This is a genomic window from Mycobacterium sp. NPDC050041 (genome assembly GCF_049541695.1).
In the GTDB taxonomy this organism is placed as follows: Bacteria; Actinomycetota; Actinomycetes; order Mycobacteriales; family Mycobacteriaceae; genus Mycobacterium.
This window is the reverse complement of sequence record NZ_JBMVDG010000009.1, coordinates 231862-250904: the sequence shown is the minus strand read 5'-3', so window position 1 is coordinate 250904 and position 19043 is coordinate 231862. Positions and strand designations below refer to the sequence as shown.

Sequence of the window (19043 nt, the reverse complement as noted above, 5' to 3'; positions counted from 1 at the left end):
CTGCACCCCCAAACGGGAAAATGCGGACACAACCCCAAAAAACAACAAACAAAAACCACCAAACACACTATTGAGTTCTCAAACAACACACCCGCCCGAGCCGCGCAGCGAACCCGCGGCGAAAAGCCGCGTACTCGTAGTGCGGACGGTCAGGAACCCACCGAAGTGGGATTCCCTCTGGGAGTCTGCCGCGCTCGCCGGTCCGGAGACCGTGTCGCGGCGACCTGAGATAAGTTACGTGAGTGGAAACACGGAGTCAAATCCCCAGGTAGCGGCCGGTTTCGACCGACGCCGGCTCGCGGCACAGTCGTACGACCGTGCCAGATCATCCAACGCGCTGCACCCCGGCGATATTCCGCTTTCCGCGCCGCAGTACCAACCAGCGGCCGTGCAGGTAGTCGGTCGGGGACGGCACCCACTCGTCACTGTCGATCCGCACGTTGTTGACGTACACGCCGCCCTCGCCGACTGTGCGGCGCGCGGCGCCCTTGCTCGGCGACAGGCCGGTGGCCACCAGGAGGTCGGTGATCGCGTCGGGGCCGCCGGGGGTGAGTTCGGCCACCGAGGCTTCGCGCAGAGCTGCCGCGAGTGTCGGTTCGTCGAGGTCGGCGAGTTCGGCGCGACCGAACAACGCGCGGCTGGCGAGTTCCACCGATTCGGTGGCCGCCCGGCCGTGGACCAGCGTCGTCAATTCGCCGGCCAGGCGCCGCTGCGCGGTGCGTTCGTGTGGGCGTTCCTCAGTCGCGGCGGCCAGCTCGGCGATCTCGTCAGGCGACAGGAAGGTGAACCACCGCAGGTAGGGCACCACGTCGGCATCGGTGGTGTTGATGAAGTACTGGTACCAGGCATACGGCGAGGTCAGCTCCGGGTCCAGCCACAGATTGCCCCCGCCGGTCGACTTCCCGAACTTCTTGCCCTCGGAGTCCGTCACCAGCGGAGTCGTCAGTGCGTGCACGGTCGCGTTCGACTTCTGCCGAACCAGGCGCACACCGGCCACGATGTTGCCCCATTGATCGGAGCCGCCGATCTGCAGTGAGCAGCCGTAACGTTGATGCAACTCCACGTAGTCGTTGGCCTGCAGCAGCATGTAGCTGAACTCGGTGTACGAGATGCCCTCGCCCTCGAGCCTGCGGCGCACGGTGTCCCGGTCGAGCATCACGTTGACCGAGAAGTACTTGCCCACGTCACGCAGGAATTCGATGGCGGAGAGCGGCCCCGTCCAGTCCAGGTTGTTCTCCACGATCGCGCCGCTGGGCGACTCGTCGAACTCGACGAAGCGCTCGAGTTGCCCACGGATACGCACCGACCAGTCGGCGACGGTGTCGGCGGTGTTGAGCGTGCGCTCACCGGTGTCGCGGGGATCGCCGATCATTCCCGTCGCGCCGCCGGCCAGCACGATGGGCCGGTGCCCGGCCTGCTGAAACCGGCGCAGCGTCAACAGCGGTATCAGGTGCCCGGCGTGCAGGCTCGGAGCGGTCGGGTCGAAGCCGGAGTACACGGTCACCGGCCCGGCAGCCAATTCGGCGGCCAGTGCGTCGATGTCGGTGGACTGCGCGACCAGACCGCGCGATGCGAGCTCGTCGAGGATGCCGTTGGTGGTCACGGTGTCGATCTTCCCGTACTAGTCGCTGTCCCCCGGCGCGGGTGCACGCGGACTTCGCCGGTAGGCCGACACCTCGGGTGTGTCCTCCAGCCAGAAGCGCCAGGGTCGGTCGGCGGCCTTGCTGACACCGACCCGCGGCCCTGCCATGCCGACACATTCGTCGCCGAGGATCAGCCGGACCGGCCCGGACGCGTCGAACAAGTCGATTCCGTTGTCCGACATCGTGATTCCCAATGCAGAACACAGATTTCCCGGACCACGCGCCAACGCCGCCTGCTTCACCGCGGGGCCGCGCCGAACGGCGGCGAACTCGACGCCCGATTCGATCACCGCGGCCCGCAGCAGTACCGCTGCGGCCACCTCGTCCTCGGCGCACACCACGTTGGCGCACACGTGTATGCCGTGGCTGCGATAGGCATACAGCCGCCCGGGTGGGCCGAACATGACCCCGTTGCGGGGACCGGGACCGCGATAGGAGTGCGCAGAGGCGTCCGGCCACGGCCCGCCGGGTGGCCCGCCGTACGCCTCCACCTCGACGATCCGCGCGGTGACATCGCGCCCGATCAGCGTCGCGCCGAGGAGGCGCCGCGCCGCGGTGACCGGGTCGACCGCGAGCACCTCGGCGGAGGGCGATTCTCGGACCATCGCTCGCATCCTACGAAGTCCTTGACGCGGCACCGTACCGCGGCGCATTATTCATCACATGATGAGTTCATCGCGCGATGAATTATCGGCGGGCACCGACGCCGCGGTGCTGATCGAGGGACTCCGAGTGGTCCGTGGCGACCGACCGGCGATCGACGACCTCAGCGTGACGATCGCCGGCGGCACCATCACCGGCCTGCTCGGACCGTCCGGATGCGGGAAGACGACGCTGATGCGCAGCATCGTCGGAACGCAGATCATCACGAGCGGCACAGTCACGGTGCTCGGCCATCCTGCGGGCTCGGCCCCCCTTCGCCGCCGGGTCGGATACGTCACCCAGTCCGCGACCATCTACGACGATCTGCGGGTGCTCGACAACGTCCGCTACTTCGGTGCGCTGTATGGCGCCGATGCCGAGGACGCCGACACCGCGATCGCCGCGGTCGGGCTGGAGGACCATCGAATGGCTCTGTGCGGCAACCTGTCCGGCGGCCAGCGCACCCGGGTATCGCTCGCGTCGGCACTGGTGTGCCATCCGGATCTACTGGTTCTCGACGAACCGACGGTGGGCCTCGATCCGGTGCTGCGCGTCGAACTGTGGCAGCAGTTCCACGCGCTGGCCAAGGCCGGCACCACCCTGGTGGTGTCCAGCCACGTCATGGACGAGGCCGACCACTGCGACGACCTGCTGCTGATGCGTGACGGCCGTCTGCTCGCCCACACCACTCCGGCACAACTACGGGAGGACACCGGATGCACGTCACTGGAGGAAGCGTTCCTGTCCGTCATCCGGCGCAGCACCGAACGAAGAGCCGAAACCGGATAGCCGGTCAGGCGTATCTCGCGACCACCACCCGGATCCTGCGGCAACTGGCCGCCGACCATCGCAGCGTGGCGATGATCCTGGTGGTGCCGAGCCTGGTCATCGCGCTGATGTACTTCATGTTCCAGAACGCGCCGCACCCGCCCGGCAGCCCGTCGCCCTTCAACAACGCCTGCCTGATCATGCTCGGCGTGTTCCCGCTGGTGCTGATGTTCCTGATCACGTCCATCACGATGCAGCGCGAACGGGTGTCGGGGACGCTGGAGCGCATCCTCACCACTCCCCTGCGGCGGCTCGATCTGCTCGCCGCCTACGGCACCGCCTTCTCGGTGGCCGCCGCGGCCCAGGCGGTGTTGGCCTGTGTCGTCTCGTTCTGGTTGCTCGGCTTCGACACCGCAGGCAGCCCGCTGCTGGTGTTCGCCATCGCGATCGTCAACGCCGTACTCGGCGTCGGCCTCGGCCTGCTCTGCAGCGCGTTCGCCCGGACCGAGTTCCAGGCCGTCCAGTTCATGCCCGTGGTGATCGTGCCGCAGCTGCTGCTGTGCGGGATCATCGTGCCCCGCCCACTGCTACCGGAATGGCTGCAGTGGATCAGCAACGTGCTGCCTGCCAGCTACGCCCTCGAGGCGCTGCGCGAGGTCGGCGCCCATCCCGACCTGACGGCCACCGCGGCGCGCGACATCGCCGTGGTGATCGGCTTCGCTGTCGTCGCGATGTGCCTCGCCGCGGCGACCCTGCGGCGAAGGACACCGTGACGGCCGACGACCGCGCAGGCGATCGCAAACGGCCCGGCCGGCCGGCCGGGCCATCGGACACCCGCGACCGGATACTGACCAGCGCACGAGAACTGTTCGCGCGCAACGGCATCAACAACACCTCCATCCGCTCGATCGCGGCGGGCGCCGATGTCGACCCGGCGCTGGTTCATCACTACTTCGGCAACAAGAAGCAACTGTTCGCCGCCGCGATCCGGGCGCCGATCGATCCGATGGACATCATCACTCCGCTGCGTGAGGTCCCGGTCGACCAGATCGGCCACCTGTTACCCAGGCTGCTGCTACCGCTGTGGGATTCGGAGGCCGGCAAGGGGTTCATCGCGACGCTGCGGTCGCTGCTCGCCGGTTCGGAGGTCAGCCTGCTGCGCTCGTTCCTGCAGGAGGTGATCGCCGTCGAGATCGGCCCCCGGGTCGACGACCCGCCGGGCAGCGGACGGATCCGCATCCAATTCGTGGCATCGCAACTGGTGGGGGTGATGTTGGCCCGGTACATCCTCGAGCTCGAACCGTTCGCATCGCTGCCCGTCGAGCAGATCGCCGAGACCATCGGCCCCAACCTGCAGCGGTATCTGACCGGCGACCTACCGGGACTGGATCAGCCCTGAGCCCGGTCCAGCAGACGCTGGTGTTCTGCGTCGTCGGCGACGTCGGCCGCCTCGTCCACCAGCAAAACCGGAATGCCGTCCTCGATGCGGTAGGCGCGCCGCAGCCGAGGGTTGTAGAGGAGCTCCTGGTCGATCAGCAGCAGCGGTCCGCGGTCCTGCGGACACACCAGGATGTCGAGCAACTTTTCGTCGACCATGCTGTCCGTCAGTTGTAGGGGTTGATGTCCCAGCCGGGAGTGAACTGGTTGCGGTCGTCATCGCCTCGCGGCGGTGCCCAGGCCGGGGCCTTGTTCGTGGGGCCGGCGCCGGGCTGGGTCGCAGCGGCGTTCTGTGCCATCAGTTTGCGCTGGTAGGACAGCGTCTGCTGCAGCGCCGCCACCAGCGGTGCCTGATTCGGTCGGTGGCTCAACGCCTCCTGGATCGCCACCTTGTTGGCGTTGGACGGCATGAATCCCCGACCCCGGAGCGTCATCACGTCATCAACCAGCTTGGACAGCTGTCCTCCACCGTCACCGAGGGCGTACTCGTTGTGAATGATCGCCAGCGCCTGGTCTGCGGTCATCGTCGGCGCTGCTTCGGCCTTCTTGCAGTCCTCACCGGTGCAACTCTTCGGCCCGTCGGCGGGCTGCGCCGACGCCGTGTGCGCCGCGACACCGGTGAGCAGGCCGGCGGCCAGCGCGCCACTGGCGATCCCGCTGATGACGATGCGCCTGACGGCGCTGCTGGTCAGCGACTTCATCGATCCTCCAGTACGCCTGCTGTGACGACGATCTGCCGTCATCGGGAGCCTAACAGTGTGGTGGTCGTGGGGCGCGGTGCGATCCGTGAGGTCACTGCTGCGCCCGGGGTTCGTTCTCCGCAGTACTGACATCATCGCCCGGTGCCCCCTGTCCTCCGGTCAATTCGGCACGCACGGCCACCGTCAGCCGCTTGTAACTGTTGGTGTCGGGATCGAGGTACCAGGCGTTACGGCGCGACGGCCTGGGGATGCCGGCGGCGCGCAACTTGCTGACCATCGGCCGGTACGTCGCGCTGAGCGTCAAGTCCGCGACGACGTGGACGACATCGGGCGGATTGCCCACCGGCAGGTTCAGCAGCGCCTCGGAGAGATCGGCCGTCGGGACGCTGCCGCCGGGTCTCAGCGTGAGCGCGGTGACCGCCAGCAGCTGGCCACCGGCCTCGACGCCGTAGGTCACCGCCAGGTCGACCGCGCCGAGCCGGGCGGCCGCCTGGTTGACGGTCGCGGCGAACACCGGCCCGCGGGCGGTGTGGATGATGGCGCTGCGGTTGTCCACGAGCCAGAAGTCGCCGTCGTCGTCGCGGCGGAACAGGTACTCGGTGGACACCCAGGTGTCGGCCGGAGCGAACACGCCCCGCTTGATCGAGGCGGTCGGATCCACCGGGCCGCGCGGATGTGCGAGCAGCACACCCACCTCGTTGGGGCGGGCCCGTCGCACGAAGCCCCGCTCGTCTTCGAGGATGAGGTCGTCCTCGGGGTCGTAGGCGGCCAGCTCGACGTGGCCACCGCCGGGCAGTGGCCGTCCGCTGCTGCCCACCTTGGAGCCCGAGACGTTGGCCAGCACAGCCTGCCCGTCAGTGGTGGCGAAGAACTCGACGACCCGGGCGGGCTCGAACACCTCCACCACCCGCCGCCACACGCCCGCGGGCATGCCCGAGCCGATGAACAGCCGCACCGGGTGACTGCCGTGCAGCGCGAACGACGGGTCGTCGATGACCTCGCGCAGCATCGCCCAGGTGTAGGACACCACGGTCACGCCGTACTGGCGGATCTCCTGGACGAACCGGTCGGGCCGCAGGCCGCGCGACAGCGCGATCCTCGATCCGCCGACCACGGCGCCGCCGAGACTGACCAGCAGGCCCGACTGGTGATGCAGCGGTGTCAGGCAGTACACGGTGTCGCCGCGTCCGAGGTTCGCCGCCGACGCTGTGCCGAACGCCGAGAGCGCCCACCGGTAGTTCGTGATCTGGCGGGCGATGAGCGCTCCGCCGACGGTGCTGAAACCGACGAACGCGAGGTCGCGTGCCAGCGCGGGGTTAGGCCGGTACCAGCCGGGCAGCTCGACGACGTCCGGGTCGATCTGCTCCATGTCGACGACGTCGACCTCGTCGGCCAGTTCGAGGTCGCGCGACTCGCCGCCACCCAGCACGAGCACCCGCAGCGAGAGCCGGCGCGCGGCATCGAGGTGGGTGGGATCGGTGATCACGTCGGAGACGGCCCCCAGCCGGGCCGCCATCCCGAGGTCGACGTCGGGCGGCATCAGCACCGCGACCGCGCCCAGCCGCGACAGCGCGGCGATGGCGACCAGCGCGCTCGGCCGGGTCTCCATCAGCACGCCGACGTGCGTGCCCTGGCGGACGCCGACCGCGATCAGGCCGCGTACGACGTTGTCGACACGGCGGTCGACCGCCTCATAGGTGTGCACGCGACCGTCGAACAGCAGGAACTCGCCGTTTGGTGCACCGCGGGCCTGCTCGGACATGATGCGGCCGAGCGAGATCCGGGTGTGGTCGTTGATCTGGCCGAGCCGGGCCAGCCTGGGCAGCGTGCGGACGGTCTCGACCGCCAGCGTCCGCGCCGACTTGTTCGCGGTGACCACGGCGCCGGCCGCCGAGCGCGCAAGGTCGAACGCCATCTCGGTGGCGGCCGTCGCGGTGTGCGTCACCCGTGAGCTCAGGGAGACACCGCTCTCGGCGTGTTCGGCGGGTTGCAGCGCCATCGGCATGACCAGGTCGGGCATTTCGCCGTCGCCGTCGAGCCACTTCACCCAGGCCGCGACGGTCGGCCACGTCTGCGTCGCCGCCTTGGAGCCCACGACGAGGCCGAAATGTCCTGTCCTGATGTCGTATTCGTACACGTCTGCCTGTGGCGCGGCCCGCTTGATGCCCCGCACCGACGCGGGCTGGCCGATGTCGTCGACCTCGCCCACCACGGCGAGCACGGGGCAGTCGATGTCCGACAGCGTCACCAGGTCACCGCGGATGGAGAAGCCGCCGCTCATCATCCGGTTGTGCGCGATGAACTGCTTGAGCAGTTCCGCGATCGCCGGGCCGGACCAGGCGATCCAGCCCTCGGATGCCAGGAACCGGCGCTGCTGTTCGCGCGAGAGCAGCGCCTCGCGGTCGTGCAGCTGGCGCAGGAAGTCCAGCCGTGACTGCGCCGTCTTGACCGGGTCGAGCATCTGGAAACCGGTGCGGGCCAACCATCCCGGGATGTCGATGCGGCTGAACACGTGATCGGCCATGAAGTCGGCGGCCGCGGGCGCGAGGCTGGCGGGCAGGTTCATCGGCAACGCGGCGAGGGTGTCGACCGGCGCACCGAACGCGACGATGCTGGCCAGGTCCTTGGACCGGCGGTACGCCGCGGTCTGGTAGGCGAACATGCCGCCCTGGGAGTAGCCGGCGAGGTGGACGTCGCGCCCGCTGACGTCCTTGACCACGTCGATGGCCTCCGACAGCGCGACGACGTGGTCGGCGAGGTTGCGCTGCATGCCGCCCTCGACCTTGTCCGGCGACCCGAAGTCGATGACCCACGGATCGATGCCTGCCTTGTGCAGGATGCCGACGGCGCCCTCGTCGCGCGTGACGTCCCACATGTCGGCCGACATCATCATCGGGTGCACCATCAGCACCGGCGCTCCGGGCGGTGTGGCGCCGGGCCGGACGTCGGGCGGGAAGTAGCGGCGCAGCCGGTACATCGGCACGCTCTGCACGATCTGGAAGGGCGAGGGGACGGCGCCGGTCTCCAGGCCGCCGTACCGCAGGACCTCCAGACCGTTCTGCGCGGTGGCCACCAGACGCCCTATCGGTCTGGTGAACGCCGAGAGGTCAACCACCGCACACTCCCCTTTTCGCTGCCCATACGCGGCCCGTACCCCCGAGTCGCCGACCGTGGTGCCCGTCATCATGGCACAGCGCACCCCTATCATCGGCGGCTGATGGCAAACCTGATCAACGTCGAACGAGCGACCGTCGCCCACGGCACGCGCACTCTGCTGGACGCCGTGAGCCTGGGCGTCGACGAGGGCGATGCGATCGGTGTCGTGGGTCGTAACGGCGACGGCAAGACCACCTTGCTGAGCATCCTGACCGGCGTCGCCGACCCCGACTCCGGACGTGTCACCCACACGTCCGGCCTGTCCGTGGGTTACCTGCGTCAGGGTGACGACTTCGCCGAGGGCGCCACCATCCGCGAGGTGATCGTCGGCGGCAGGCCGGACCACATCTGGGCGGCCGAACCGGACACCCGCGCCGTGGTCGAGCATCTACTCGCCGACGTCGACCTCGACGCCCCGGTGGGCCGGCTGTCGGGTGGCGAGCGCAGGCGGGTGGCGCTGGCCGCGGTGCTGATCGCCGGGCACGACGCGCTCGTGCTCGACGAGCCCACCAACCACCTCGACGTGGAGGTGATCGGTTGGCTCGCCGGCCACCTGTCGTCGCTCAAGGCGAAGGCACTGGTGGTGGTCAGCCACGACCGCTGGTTCCTCGACGCCGTCTGCACCAGGACCTGGGAGGTGCACGACGGAGCCGTCGACGCCTACGAGGGCGGGTATGCCGCGTATGTGCTGGCCCGCGCCGAACGCATGCGGATCGCCGCGGGGACGGAGTCGCGGCGGCGCAACCTGATGCGCAAGGAGCTGGCGTGGCTGCGACGCGGTCCGCCGGCCAGGACCTCGAAGCCGAAGTTCCGCATCCAGGCCGCCAACGACCTGATCGCCAACGAGCCCGAACCGCGGGACTCTCTGTCGCTGCAGCGCTTCGCCATCGCTCGACTGGGTAAGGACGTGTTCGATCTGCACCGCGTCGATTTGGTGCTCGGCGAGCGGGAGATCCTGAACAAGCTCGACTGGTCTATCGGGCCCGGCGCGCGCATCGGCCTGGTCGGCGTCAACGGCACCGGCAAGTCGTCGGTGCTCAAGCTGTTGGTCGGCGAGCTGGAACCGACCGCGGGCACGGTCAAGCGCGGCAAGACCCTGAAGATCGGCTATCTCAGCCAGGCGCTGGTCGAGCTCGACGGGAGCCTGCGCGTCCTCGACGCGGTCGAGAAGGCGCGGCGCATCACCGAGCTGGCCGGCGGACGCGAGGTGAGCACCTCGACGCTGCTCGAGGACTTCGGCTTCACCGGCGACAAGCTGACCACGCGGCTGGCCGACCTCTCCGGCGGAGAGCGGCGGCGCTTCCAGTTCCTGCGCCTGCTGCTCGACGAGCCCAACGTGCTGCTCCTCGACGAGCCCACCAACGACCTGGACATCGACACCCTGACAGTGATCGAGGACTACCTGGACGGGTGGCCGGGGACCCTTATCGTCGTCACGCACGACCGCTACTTCCTCGAGCGGGTGGCCGACGTGACCTACGCCCTGCCCGGCGGCGGGCGGTGCGTGATGCTGCCCGGCGGCATCGAGCAGTACCTCGCCGAACGGTCCTCGGCTCCCACGCCCGTCACCCGCGCGGAGCCCGCCAAGGGCGAGACGGCTGCCGCCCGGGAGCGCCGCACCGGAAAAGAATTGGGGCGCATCGAGAATCAGCTCGGGAAGCTCGACGAGCGGATCGCCGCGCTGCACGAGAGGATGGCCGACGCGGCGGCCGACCACGTGCGGCTCGGCGAACTCAACGGCGAACTGAACGATCTGCAGGCGCGAAAGGACGAGCTCGAAGAGGCCTGGCTCGCGGCGGCCGAGGATTAGCCGACGACGTCGGTACAGTCGTCGTCATGGCCGAACTGTCCGACTTCACCGGACTGATCTCCCGCGAACAGGGCTTGTGCGTCTTCAGCACGCTGCGGCGGGACGGCAGCATCCAGTCCTCGGTGGTGAACGCCGGAGTGCTGGCGCACCCCGTCACCGGTACGCAGGTGGTCGGGCTCGTCGCCGTCGGCGGCTCACTGAAACTGCGCAATCTGCGCGCCGACCCGAGGACGACCGTCGTCGCCCGCGCCGGATGGCAGTGGGCCGGCGTCGAGGGGCGTGCCGAACTCATCGGGCCCGACGACCCGCACGACGACATCGACGGCCCCGGTCTGCAGACCTTGTTGCGCGACGTGTTCACCGCCGCGGGCGGAACGCACGACGACTGGGACACCTACGACCGTGTGATGGCCGAGGAACGACGGACCGCGGTGCTCATCGCGCCACAGCGGGTGTACACCAATCCGGGCACGGGATAGCTACCGGCGCAGTGCGATCCGCAGCCGGTCGGCGGTGTCGCGCACGACGTTGAGCTGCTTGGCGACCTGAACGGGCGCCGTGCCGCCGCGGGCGTCCCTGGAGTTCACCGAACCCTCGATCGTCAGCACGTCGCGGACCTCGCCGGTGAGCTCGGGATGGATGCCGCTCAGCTCGGCGTCCTCGAGCTCCTCGAGGCCGACACCGCGCGCCTCCGCGACCCGCACTGCGGCACCCGCGGCCTCGTGCGCCACCCGGAACGGGACGCCGCGCCGCACCAGCCACTCCGCGACGTCGGTGGCCAGTGTGTAGCCCAGCGGCGCCAGTTCGGCCATCCGGTCGACGTCGAAGCGCAGCGTCGAGACCAAGCCCGCCATCGCCGGCAGCAGCAGTTCGAGTTGGGCCACCGAGTCGATGACCGGTTCCTTGTCCTCCTGCAGGTCGCGGTTGTAGGCCAGCGGCTGCGCCTTCAGCGTCGCCAGCAGACCGGTCAGGTTGCCGATCAGCCGACCGGATTTGCCGCGGGCCAGCTCGGCGATGTCGGGGTTCTTCTTCTGCGGCATGATCGAGCTGCCCGTCGACCAGGCGTCGTGCAGGGTGGCGTAACCGAATTCGGTGGTGCTCCAGAGGATCAGGTCCTCGGCCAGCCGGGACAGGTCGACGCCGATCATCGCGAGCACGAAGGCCGCTTCTGCGGCGAAGTCGCGGGCGGCGGTGGCGTCCACGGAGTTGTCCGCGGCGGCGGCGAAGCCCAGTTCCGCGGCGATGGCGTCGGGATCGAGACCGAGCGACGAGCCTGCCAGCGCCCCGGATCCGTACGGGGACACGGCGGCTCGCCGGTCGGCGTCGATCAGCCGGTCCACGTCGCGCAGCAACGGGTGGGCGTGTGCGAGAAGGTGGTGGGCGAGCAGGATCGGCTGCGCCGACTGCAGATGGGTCTTGCCCGGCAGGATCGCCGTCGGGTGGGTGGCGGCCTGCATGGACAGTGCACTGACCACCTCGAGTGCGCCGTCGGCGACACGGCGGATCGCGTCGCGCAGCCACATCCGGAACAGGGTGGCCACCTGGTCGTTGCGGGACCGGCCTGCGCGCAGCCGACCGCCGAGGTCGGCGCCGACGCGGTCGATCAGTCCTCGCTCCAGTGCGCCGTGCACGTCCTCGTCGGTGACCAGCGGGCCGAAGCTGCCGTCGGCGACGTCGTCGGCCAGGCTGTCCAGCCCGACCAGCAGCCCGTCGCGCTGCTCCTCGGTCAGCAGACCCGCCGAGAACAGCACGCGGGCATGGGCTTTGGATGCGGCGATGTCATAGGGCGCCAGCACCCAGTCGAAGTGCGTCGACTTGCTCAGCGCGGCCAGCGCGTCGGCGGGCCCGTCGGCGAACCGGCCGCCCCACAGCGATCCCTCGTTGGTGCCGCCCCCGTCTCCGGGCGTCATTTGATGCCCAGGTCCCGGCGGGCAGAAATGCTCGACGACAGCCCGTGCACGTGCACGAAACCCTTGGCCGACGACTGGTCGAACGTGTCGCCCTCGTCATAGGTGGCGAGGTTGAAGTCGTACAGCGACTCGGCACTGCGGCGGCCGTTGACGGCGATGTGCCCGCCGTGCAGCACCATCCGGATCTCGCCGGTGACGTGCTGCTGGGTGTGGCCGACGAACGACTCGAGCGCGATCTTCAACGGCGAGAACCACAGCCCGTCGTAGACCAGCTCGCTCCACTTCCGGTCGGTGGTGCGCTTGAACCGGCCGAGTTCACGCTCCAGCGTGACGTGCTCGAGTTCGGTGTGCGCGGTGATCAGCACCATCGCGCCGGGCGCCTCGTAGATCTCGCGGCTCTTGATGCCCACCAACCGGTCCTCGACGACGTCCAGACGTCCGACACCCTGTGCGCCGGCCCGCCGGTTGAGCTCCTCGATCGCCTGCAGCACCGAGACCGGCCTGCCGTCGATGGAGACCGGTACCCCCTTGTCGAATCCGACGATGACCTCGTCGGGGCTGCTCCAGTTGATCGTCGGGTCTTCGGTGTAGTCGTAGACGTCCTTGGTCGGGGCGTTCCAGAGGTGTTCGAGGAAGCCGGTCTCCACCGCGCGACCCCACACGTTCTGGTCGATCGAGAACGGCGACCGCTTGCTCACATTGATCGGGATCGCGTTCTCCTCGGCGAAGGCGATGGCCTTCTCCCGCGTCCAGGCGTAGTCGCGGACCGGCGCGAGGACCTCGAGATCCGGTGCCAGCGAAGCGAACCCGACCTCGAAACGGACCTGGTCGTTGCCCTTGCCGGTGCAGCCGTGGGCGACGATGCCGCCACCGTGTTCGCGGGCCGCCTCGACGAGGTGCTTGACGATCAGCGGCCGGCTCAGCGCCGACACCAGCGGGTAGCGGTCCATGTAGAGGGCGTTGGACTGGATCGCCGGCAGGCAGTACTGCTCGGCGAACTCGTCGCGGGCGTCGACGACGACGGCCTCGACGGCGCCGCAGTCCAGCGCCCGCTGGCGCACCACGGACATGTCCTCACCACCCTGGCCGAGGTCGATGGCGACCGCCACCACCTCACGGCCGGTCTCCTTGCCGATCCAGCTGATCGCCACGGACGTGTCAAGACCGCCGGAGTACGCCAGGATGACGCGTTCGGACATGGGTGTGTGCTCCTCTTATCGCAGGTTCTCGATGGTGGTGGCCAGCTCGGCACCCGTCATGGGTTCGCGGGCCACCAACAGGATGGTGTCGTCGCCGGCAACCGTGCCGACGATGTAGGGCAGCGCCGCGCGATCCAGGGCGGCCGCGAGGTAGTGCGCCGCGCCCGGCGGTGTGCGCAGCACCGCCAGGTTGCCGCTGGCGTCGGTGGACACCAGCAGGTCACCGAGCAGGCGGGTGACCCGTTCGGTGCCGCCGGACACCCCGCGCACCGGGCTGCCGTCCTCGGGAACGACGTAGACGCCGACACCGCCGTCGGCGCCGCGCAGCTTGACCGCGCCGAGCTCCTCCAGGTCCCGCGACAGCGTGGCCTGGGTGACGTCGATGCCCTCGTCGGCCAGCATCGCCGCCAGCTCGCCCTGGCTGCTCACCGAATTCGACGACAGGATCGACACGATGCGAGCCTGGCGCCCCGCCCTGGTCGCGGCGGACGTCATGGCGTCCTCATCGCGACTTCTCCAGCAGCCATACGAGCAGTGCCTTCTGGGCGTGCAGCCGGTTCTCGGCCTCGTCCCACACCGCGCTGTGCGGGCCGTCGATCACCTCGTCGGTGATCTCGTGTCCACGGTGGGCGGGCAGGCAGTGCAGCACCACCGCGTCGGGGTCCGCGCGATCGACCAGTGCCTCGTTGATCTGGAACGGCCGGAACGGCCGCACCCGGTCCAGGCCGTCGTTCTCCTGACCCATCGACGTCCACGTGTCGGTGACCAGCACGTCGGCGCCGTCGGCCGCTCCGTGCGGGTCGGCGGTCACGGTGACCGTCGCGCCGGTCTGCTCAGCCCGCTCCCTGGCGGCCGCGGTGAACATCGGGTGCGGCTCGAACCCCACCGGCGCAGCGATCGTGACGTGCATGCCCGCGGTCACTCCGCCCAGCATCAACGAGTGCGCCATGTTGTTGGCGCCGTCACCGAAGTAGGACATCCGCAGCCCCGGAAGCGATCCGCGGCGCTCGGCGAGGGTCTGCAGATCGGCGAGCACCTGGCACGGATGGAACTCGTCGGACAGCGCGTTGACCACCGGCACGTCGGCGCCCGCGGCCATCGCGGTCAGCCGCTCCTGGGCGAAGGTGCGCCAGACGATGGCATCGACATAGCGCGACAGCACTTTTCCGGTGTCCTCGAGGGTCTCCTCGCGGCCCAGCTGGGTGCTTCGCCCGTCGACGACCACCGCGTGGCCGCCGAGCTGCGCGACGCCCACCTCGAACGAGAACCGTGTCCTGGTCGAGTTCTTGTCGAAGATCACCGCCACGCCGCGCGGACCCTCGAGCGGGCGCCGCGACATCGGGTCCTTCTTGAGCTCGGCGGCCAGGGTCAGCACCTCGGCCTGCTCGTCGGGGGTCAGGTCGTCGTCACGCAGGAAGTGCCGGGTCATCTCGTCGCCTCCGCACCCGTGTCGAGCACCGCGGGGAGTGCGGTGAGGAACTGTTCGATCTGCGCGTCGGTGATGACCAGCGGCGGCGCGAGCCGGATCACGTCGGGCGCGGCGGCGTTGACCAGGAAGCCGGCGTCACGTGCCGCGGCCTCGACCGCCTTGCCCGCGGGTGCGGTGAGCGCGATGCCGCACAGCAGCCCGCGGCCCCGGACATGGTCGACCAGCGGGTGATTCAGCGACCCGATGCCGTCGTGCAGCGTCTTGCCGAGCTGGCCGGCACGTTCGACGAGGTGTTCGTCGGCGAGAGCCTTCAGCACCGCCAGCGCCGCGGCGGTGCACACCGGGTTACCGCCGAAGGTGCTGCCGTGCAGGCCGGGGGTGAGCAGGTCGCCCGCCGCCCCGACCGCCAGGCAGGCGCCGATGGGCAGCCCGCCGCCGAGTCCCTTGGCGAGGGTGACGATGTCGGGAGTGACACCGTCGCGCTGGTGGGCGAAGAACGTCCCGGTGCGGCCCATCCCGGTCTGCACCTCGTCGAGCACCAGCAGTGCGCCGTGCTGATGGGTGAGATCACGCGCCGCGGTGAGGTATTGCGGTCCGGGGTCGACGACGCCGCCCTCCCCCATGATCGGCTCGAGGAACACCGCCGCGGTGTCGTCGTCGATCGCCGCGGCGAGCTCGTCGATGTCGCCGTACCGGACATGGGTCACGTCGCCCGGCAGCGGCGCGAACGGCGCCTGCTTGCTCGGCTGGCCGGTCAGCGCGAGCGAGCCCATCGTCCGACCGTGGAAAGCACCCTGTGCGGCAACGATCTTGGTGCGTCCGGTCAGCCGCGTCATCTTGAACGCGACCTCGTTGGCCTCGGTGCCGGAGTTGCAGAAGAACACCCGCGCCGGCGCGCCGAGCAGCCGCACCAGTTCCTCGGCCAAGGCGATGCCGGGTTCGGTGGCATACAGGTTCGACGTGTGTCCGAGCGTGGCGAGCTGGCGGGTGACGGCCTCGATGACCGCGGGATGGCGGTGTCCGAGCACGTTGACCGCGATACCGCCGAGCAGGTCGACGTAGGACTTGCCGTCGGCATCGGTGACCACCGCGCCGTCGCCGCTGACGAGCGCCAGCGGCGGGGTGCCGTAGTTGTCCATCATGACGGCGGACCACCGCTCCTGCAGCGTCAATTCGCTCATGCCGGTACCACCTTCGTGCCCGTCCCCTCGTCGGTGAACAACTCGCCCAGCACGCAGTGCTCCACACGGCCGTCGATGACGTGCGCGCTGGGCACGCCGCCGGCGACGGCGCGCAGACAGGCCTCGATCTTGGGCACCATCCCGGCCTCCAGCCTCGGCAGCAGCTGGGTGAGTGACGCGGCGTCGATCTCGGAGACCAGCGAGTCGCGGTTGGGCCAGTCGGTGTAGAGGCCCTCGACATCGGTGAGCATCAGCAGCTTCTCGGCGTGCAGCGCCTCGGCCAGTGCCGCGGCGGCGGTGTCGGCGTTGATGTTGTGCACCACGCCGTCGACGTCGGGTGCGATGGTCGACACCACGGGAATGCGTCCGGCGCCGATCAGGTCGAGCACCGCGTCGGTGCTGACCTTGTCGACGTCGCCGACCAGGCCGATGTCGGTGTCGACACCGTCGACGAGCACGCTGCGCCGCACCGCGGTGAACAGGTGGGCGTCCTCGCCGGTGATGCCGACCGCGTAGGGACCGTGCGCGTTGATCAGCCCGACCAGTTCACGACCCACCTGGCCGAACAGCACCATCCGCGCGATGTCGAGCACCTCGGGGGTGGTCACCCGGAAGCCACCCTTGAAATCGCCTGGAACGCCGAGCCGTTTCAGCATGGCACTGATCTGCGGTCCGCCGCCGTGCACCACCACCGGGTGGATGCCGCAGTTGCGCAGGAACACCATGTCCGCCGCGAACGCCGCCTTGAGCACGTCGTCGGTCATGGCGTTGCCGCCGTACTTGACCACGACGATCTTGCCGTGCAGTTGCTTGAGCCACGGCAGCGCGTCGGCCAGCACCCGTGCCTTCACAGGCGTCTTCAGCGTGACGACGTCAGGAGTGGTCATGAGCTGTAGGCCGAATTCTCTTCGACGTAGCCGTGCGACAGGTCCGTGGTGCGCACCGTGGCGGCGCCGCCACCCAGAGCGAGGTCGATGACGACGTCGATCTCCTCGCCGGACAGATCGACGTCGCGGGCGCCGGGCGCACCGGCCCCGTCGACGCACGTCGGAAAACCGTTGAAGGACACCGTGATCCGATCCGGGTCGATGACGAACGGCACCATGCCCACCGCAGCGAGCACCCGGCCCCAGTTCGGGTCGGACCCGAACAACGCGGTCTTGACCAGGCTGTCGCGGGCGACCAGCCGTGCCGCGGTCAGCGCGTCGGCCTCGGTGGGCGCGCCGGTGACGGTGACCGCCACCCGCTTGGTCACCCCTTCGGCGTCGGCCTGCAGCTGCGCGCACAGGTCGTCGCACACCCGCAGCACGGCGTCGTCGAGTTCGTCCTGTGTCGGCGTGATCTCACTGGCTCCCGAGGCGAGCAGCAGGACGGTGTCGTTGGTGGAACAGCTGCCGTCGACGTCGAGCCGGTCGAAGGTCAGCGCGGCGGCGCGGTGCAGTGCGTCGCGCAGGGCGTCGGAACTGGCCACCGCATCGGTGGTCAGCACGCACAGCATGGTGGCCAGCGACGGCGCCAGCATGCCTGCGCCCTTGGCCATCCCGCCTACGGTCCACGTGTCGGGGTGGTGCAGTGCCACCTGTTTGGGCACCGTGTCGGTGGTCATGATGGCGCGCGCCGCGTCCTCGCCCCCGCTCAGACCGCCCGCGAGTTCGTGCACCGCCTCGGTGACGCCGGCGAGCACCCGGTCCATCGGCAGGCGGTCGCCGATCAGGCCGGTGGAGCACACGGCGACCTCGATGGCGCCGGTCTCGGTACCCCAGTCCGAGAGCGCCGCCGCGACGGCTTCTGCGGTGGCGTGGCTGTCCTGGAAGCCCAGCGGGCCGGTGCACGCATTGGCGCCGCCGGAGTTGAGCACGACCGCGCGCACCCGGCCGGTGGTGAGCACCTGGCGGGTCCACAGCACGGGCGCGGCCTTGACCTGGTTGCGGGTGAACACACCCGCGGCCGCGTGGTCGGGGCCTTCGTTGAACACCAGCGCCAGATCCGGTGCGCCGGACGCCTTGATGCCCGCGGCGATGCCGGTGGCACGGAAGCCGGCGGGCGCGGTGATGCCCTGGGTGCGCAGCAGCCGCGTCGTGGTGTCGTTCGTGGTCGTGGTGTCGTTCGTGGTCACGGCGCCACCCCCACGATCGACAGGCCCTCCGTCTCGGGCCAGCCCAGCGCGAGGTTCATCGACTGCACCGCGGCGCCGGCGGTCCCCTTGACCAGATTGTCGATGGCGGCGATGGCGATGAAGGTGTGCGCGTCCTCGTCGACCGCGACGGCCAGCTGCGCGGCGTTGCTGCCGATCACCGAGCCGGTGGTGGGCAGCCGGCCCTCGGGCAGCAGGTGCACGAACGGCTCCCCGTCGTAGGCCTTCTCGTATGCCGCGCGCAATTCGGACAGCGGCGCGTCGGTACGCGCGGTGCAGGTGGCCAGGATTCCGCGCGAGGTGGGGATCAACACAGGGGTGAAGGACACCGTGACGTCCCTGTCGGTGACGGCTCGCAGACCCTGGGCGATCTCGGGCGTGTGCCGGTGCCTGCCGCCGACGTTGTAGGCGCGCGCCGAGCCGATGACCTCGGCGCCGAGCAGGTCGGTCTTGGCCGCCCGGCCCGCGCCCGATGTGCCGCTGACGGCGACGACGGTGACGGCGGGGTCCACGAGATCGGCGGCGACGGCGGGCAGCAGGGCGAGCAGCGCCGCGGTCGGATAGCAGCCGGGGACGGCGATGCGCCGTGCGCCGCGCAGCCGGTCACGCCCTCCGGGCAGTTCGGGCAGCCCGTAGGGCCAGCTGCCCGCGTGGGCGGAGCCGTAGAACCGGACCCAGTCGTCGGCGTCGGTGAGCCGGAAGTCGGCGCCGCAGTCGACGATCAGCGTGTCGTCGCCGAGTTCGTCGGCCAGGGCGGCGGAGTGGCCGTGCGGCAGGCCGAGGAAGACGACGTCATGGCCGGCGAGCACCTCGGCCGAGGTCTCCTCGAGCACCCGGCCGGACAGCGGCAGCAGATGCGGATGGTGTTCGGCCAGGCTGGTGCCGGCGCTGGCCGCCGCGGTCAGCGCACCGATGGTGAGCCGGCCGTCGGCGTAGGCCGGGTGCCCGAGCAACAGGCGCAGGATCTCCCCGCCGGCGTACCCGCTGGCCCCGGCGACCGCCACAGAAGTCATGCACGAAGCATGCATGGTTA

Annotated in this window: 18 protein-coding genes; 5 read left to right on the top strand and 13 right to left on the bottom strand. The window is 69.7% G+C overall.

The genetic code is table 11. From position 1 onward, the window contains the following. Positions 1-325: 325 nt before the first annotated feature. Positions 326-1603, bottom strand: a complete 1278-nt coding sequence (tyrS, locus tag ACPCHZ_RS24405) for a tyrosine--tRNA ligase (protein ID WP_423487099.1) — start codon at positions 1601-1603, stop codon at positions 326-328. A gap of 18 nt (positions 1604-1621) precedes the next feature. Continuing rightward, on the bottom strand, positions 1622-2248 hold the full coding sequence (locus ACPCHZ_RS24400; protein WP_423487098.1) for a DNA-3-methyladenine glycosylase: 627 nt from the start codon (positions 2246-2248) through the stop codon (positions 1622-1624). A 58-nt stretch (positions 2249-2306) separates the two neighbouring features. Between ACPCHZ_RS24400 and ACPCHZ_RS24395 the strand changes: the two genes are divergently transcribed. The 3 genes from ACPCHZ_RS24395 to ACPCHZ_RS24385 are packed head-to-tail and all read left to right on the top strand — an operon-like array spanning position 2307 to position 4452. Further along, positions 2307-3074: an ABC transporter ATP-binding protein gene (locus ACPCHZ_RS24395; RefSeq protein WP_423487097.1), complete on the top strand. Its 768-nt coding sequence runs from the start codon at positions 2307-2309 to the stop codon at positions 3072-3074. Further along, positions 3002-3826 (top strand): ABC transporter permease, encoded by an 825-nt coding sequence (locus ACPCHZ_RS24390; RefSeq protein WP_423487096.1) that lies wholly within the window; start codon positions 3002-3004, stop codon positions 3824-3826. Before ACPCHZ_RS24395 ends, ACPCHZ_RS24390 begins: the two co-directional genes overlap by 73 nt. Continuing rightward, positions 3823-4452, top strand: coding sequence for a TetR/AcrR family transcriptional regulator (locus ACPCHZ_RS24385; RefSeq protein ID WP_423487095.1), 630 nt, complete (start codon positions 3823-3825; stop codon positions 4450-4452). Before ACPCHZ_RS24390 ends, ACPCHZ_RS24385 begins: the two co-directional genes overlap by 4 nt. On the opposite strand, the gene ACPCHZ_RS24380 is transcribed toward ACPCHZ_RS24385, so the two are convergent. The 3 genes from ACPCHZ_RS24380 to ACPCHZ_RS24370 all read right to left on the bottom strand — a co-directional run bounded on the left by ACPCHZ_RS24380 (position 4443) and on the right by ACPCHZ_RS24370 (position 8306). After that, positions 4443-4649: a Trm112 family protein gene (locus ACPCHZ_RS24380; protein WP_423487094.1), complete on the bottom strand. Its 207-nt coding sequence runs from the start codon at positions 4647-4649 to the stop codon at positions 4443-4445. The two genes, ACPCHZ_RS24385 and ACPCHZ_RS24380, sit on opposite strands and share 10 nt — an antisense overlap. Positions 4650-4657: 8 nt before the next feature. Further along, positions 4658-5191: a hypothetical protein gene (locus ACPCHZ_RS24375; RefSeq protein WP_423487093.1), complete on the bottom strand. Its 534-nt coding sequence runs from the start codon at positions 5189-5191 to the stop codon at positions 4658-4660. A 91-nt stretch (positions 5192-5282) separates the two neighbouring features. Continuing rightward, entirely contained in the window at positions 5283-8306 is a 3024-nt protein-coding gene (locus ACPCHZ_RS24370) for an acyl-CoA synthetase (protein ID WP_423487092.1), read from the bottom strand. Positions 8307-8408: 102 nt separating this feature from the next. Here ACPCHZ_RS24370 and ACPCHZ_RS24365 point away from each other — a divergent pair, with 102 nt between their 5' ends. Then, entirely contained in the window at positions 8409-10157 is a 1749-nt protein-coding gene (locus ACPCHZ_RS24365) for an ABC-F family ATP-binding cassette domain-containing protein (protein ID WP_423487091.1), read from the top strand. A 26-nt stretch (positions 10158-10183) separates the two neighbouring features. Then, complete coding sequence (locus tag ACPCHZ_RS24360; RefSeq protein ID WP_423487090.1) at positions 10184-10636, top strand: TIGR03618 family F420-dependent PPOX class oxidoreductase; 453 nt, start codon at positions 10184-10186, stop codon at positions 10634-10636. Here ACPCHZ_RS24360 and argH read toward each other — a convergent pair whose 3' ends face one another. From argH to argC, 8 genes are read right to left on the bottom strand one after another with little or no spacing between them, the layout of a single operon-like run. Continuing rightward, complete coding sequence (gene argH / locus ACPCHZ_RS24355; protein WP_423487089.1) at positions 10637-12067, bottom strand: argininosuccinate lyase; 1431 nt, start codon at positions 12065-12067, stop codon at positions 10637-10639. Further along, the gene (locus tag ACPCHZ_RS24350) at positions 12064-13266 is read right to left on the bottom strand and encodes an argininosuccinate synthase (RefSeq protein WP_364980335.1); all 1203 of its coding nucleotides are present in this window, start codon (positions 13264-13266) and stop codon (positions 12064-12066) included. Before ACPCHZ_RS24350 ends, argH begins: the two co-directional genes overlap by 4 nt. Before the next feature lie 15 nt (positions 13267-13281). Continuing rightward, a complete protein-coding gene (locus ACPCHZ_RS24345; protein WP_423487088.1) occupies positions 13282-13761 on the bottom strand; it encodes an arginine repressor in 480 nt (159 codons plus the stop codon). Positions 13762-13768: 7 nt separating this feature from the next. Beyond that, complete coding sequence (gene argF / locus ACPCHZ_RS24340) at positions 13769-14695, bottom strand: ornithine carbamoyltransferase (RefSeq protein ID WP_423487087.1); 927 nt, start codon at positions 14693-14695, stop codon at positions 13769-13771. After that, entirely contained in the window at positions 14692-15876 is a 1185-nt protein-coding gene (locus ACPCHZ_RS24335; RefSeq protein ID WP_423487086.1) for an acetylornithine transaminase, read from the bottom strand. The genes argF and ACPCHZ_RS24335 overlap by 4 nt, the downstream gene beginning before the upstream one ends. Next, the gene (gene argB, locus ACPCHZ_RS24330; protein WP_423487085.1) at positions 15873-16763 is read right to left on the bottom strand and encodes an acetylglutamate kinase; all 891 of its coding nucleotides are present in this window, start codon (positions 16761-16763) and stop codon (positions 15873-15875) included. The genes ACPCHZ_RS24335 and argB overlap by 4 nt, the downstream gene beginning before the upstream one ends. After that, positions 16760-17992, bottom strand: a complete 1233-nt coding sequence (gene argJ, locus ACPCHZ_RS24325) for a bifunctional glutamate N-acetyltransferase/amino-acid acetyltransferase ArgJ (RefSeq protein WP_423487084.1) — start codon at positions 17990-17992, stop codon at positions 16760-16762. Before argJ ends, argB begins: the two co-directional genes overlap by 4 nt. Then, entirely contained in the window at positions 17989-19038 is a 1050-nt protein-coding gene (gene argC, locus ACPCHZ_RS24320; protein WP_423487083.1) for an N-acetyl-gamma-glutamyl-phosphate reductase, read from the bottom strand. Before argC ends, argJ begins: the two co-directional genes overlap by 4 nt. Positions 19039-19043 lie beyond the last annotated feature (5 nt).